Origin of the sequence: Lutibacter oricola, assembly GCF_900106565.1 — a bacterium.
Taxonomy (GTDB): Bacteria; Bacteroidota; Bacteroidia; order Flavobacteriales; family Flavobacteriaceae; genus Lutibacter; species Lutibacter oricola.
This window is the reverse complement of the sequence record NZ_FNNJ01000044.1, coordinates 1-2,080: the sequence shown is the minus strand read 5'-3', so window position 1 is coordinate 2,080 and position 2,080 is coordinate 1. Positions and strand designations below refer to the sequence as shown.

General features: G+C 27.7%; 3 protein-coding genes. All 3 read left to right on the top strand.

The features are described 5' to 3' along the window. Positions 1-122: 122 nt before the first annotated feature. On the top strand, positions 123-968 hold the full coding sequence (locus tag BLU40_RS17365) for a hypothetical protein (protein ID WP_090126790.1): 846 nt from the start codon (positions 123-125) through the stop codon (positions 966-968). Between the two features lie 129 nt (positions 969-1,097). After that, positions 1,098-1,391 carry a barstar family protein gene (locus tag BLU40_RS17360; protein WP_090126786.1) on the top strand — a complete coding sequence of 98 codons (294 nt, stop codon included), beginning with the start codon at positions 1,098-1,100 and terminating at the stop codon, positions 1,389-1,391. Further along, on the top strand, positions 1,392-1,853 hold the full coding sequence (locus BLU40_RS17355) for an RDD family protein (RefSeq protein WP_090126783.1): 462 nt from the start codon (positions 1,392-1,394) through the stop codon (positions 1,851-1,853). Positions 1,854-2,080 lie beyond the last annotated feature (227 nt).

Here is a 2,080-nt window from a genome sequence, read left to right as displayed (position 1 = left end):
ACTAAATAATAAACCGACAAACATTAAACAAACGATTTGCTACGTCCGAAAAATCTCCGATTTCTCAGTCGCACAAATCTTATAAAAACCCGTTGTGTGCAATTAGACCAAAACAAAAAACTATGAGAAAAATCCTGCTACTTCTTACTTTGTTAATGGTAATTAACTCTTGCCAGTCTAACCTTTCAATAGATAATAAGTCTATTATTGATAAAATCGATAAGCTAAACTTTAGTGAAACAAAATTCGAATTTTCAATTGATGAAAATGACAATATTTTAGATACACTTTCAATTGTAAAAACTAAACTAGATGAAAAGGGAAAAGTCCTTTATAAATTAAAAAGGAATTTATTTAAGAATGGGAATTTTACTTATCAAACTTACTATAGAAATAATGAAGACTTACTTTATCAAAAAATGTTTGGTTTTGGAGAATTACTATCAATCTTTGAAACTTATGTTAATAATGAAAATATAATTGAAAAAGCTCAAATGATAAATATTAGTTCTAAGACTCCAAATGATACAATATTTATGGATTATGACTATAAATATGACACTAAAGGGAAAAAAGAAACTCTAATTATAACATCTTATATAGATTCTTTAATTGGAATGAATATTACAAAATATAATAAAAATGAAAAAGCTGAATATGGATATATTATAATTAGTAATGATACCGTACAAAAAAGAAAAATGATTTATCAGAAAGGGAAATTGATTGAATCGATTAATGAATTTAAAGAACCCTTTAGATTAAAAAATATTACTTATGATATTAATGAAAATGTTAGTTCCGAAACTATTTTCATAAAAGAGAATAATCGATTAAAAAAAGTAAAAGAATTTATCTATGAACATAAAGAATACAAAAATCGAGAAATGATAATCATAAATGACATTCTTAATGATACAATAATTAGAAGAAAAAAATTAACTGCACACAACAACGTACAAAATTAATTGCTTGGTTAGAGCCTACTTACGAAAGTCCTCACGGACTTTCTTAGTTCAGCAATTATTTATTAAGTTTATAGCTTAAACACGCAACTAAATCTTGTACAAACACGTTACCATACATTTAAGAACGAAATGCAAACATTCATAATTAAAGGAAAAAGATTAAAAAATTGGAAGACATTTCACGCTGAATTTAAAAAAGAAATGCACTTTCCAGATTATTATGGAGAAAATATGGATGCTTGGATTGACTGCATTGACGAACTATCTGATGAACCGACCATTTTACAAATTGAAAACGGAAAATACTTAAAAGAAAATGTTCCTGAATTGTATAATGCAATTTTAGAATGTGGAGCTTTTGTAAATTATAGAAAAATAGAAGTTGGAGAAAAACCAAATCTTATAATTGCAACAGATTATTAAATGAACGAATCAAGGCAAAATATACAAATAAAAACTGAACCGAATATTGGAAATCGATTTGTTGCTGGATTAGTAGATTATATTATAATTTACGGAGTAACTTTCTTTTTAATTTTCACATTTGGAGAACCGAATGATGAAGGTGGATATTCTTTAAATGGTTTGCCTGGATTAATACCAATTATTTTTTGGCTGATTTTGACTGTTGGACTTGAAATTGGTTTCGGAGCAACAATCGGAAATTCATTAGTCGGACTAAAAGCGATTCCGAAAAACGGAATAAACCGAAAACTGACTTTTGGAGAATCTTTTAAAAGACATTTACTTGACCCAATCGATATGTTCTTTTTTGGACTAATCGGAATTATAACAATAAAAAATACAGATAAAAATCAACGATTAGGAGATATTTGGGGAAATACAATTGTTGTGAAAACATCTGAATTAAATAAAACGGAATAAAAAAACGTATGGTAACACCGTATATAATTTATTGCTAGTCCTAGCCTACTTACGAAAATCCTCGCGGATTTTCTATTCGGTTTTTATTTGCTAAATTAGGTGCTTAAACACGCAACAATCCATATACAAACACGTTGGCAAACATTTGAAGAAGCCCTATGAACACAAAAGAAGGAGACATTTTTATAACAAAACTTGAACGTGATTTCTACGGAGCTTTTAAAGTT

Bases quoted from the DNA above. Each gene is read 5' to 3' on its own strand.
- BLU40_RS17365 (WP_090126790.1), top strand. From the start codon at position 123: ATGAGAAAAATCCTGCTACTTCTTACTTTGTTAATGGTAATTAACTCT.
- BLU40_RS17360 (WP_090126786.1), top strand. From the start codon at position 1,098: ATGCAAACATTCATAATTAAAGGAAAAAGATTAAAAAATTGGAAGACA.
- BLU40_RS17355 (WP_090126783.1), top strand. From the start codon at position 1,392: ATGAACGAATCAAGGCAAAATATACAAATAAAAACTGAACCGAATATT.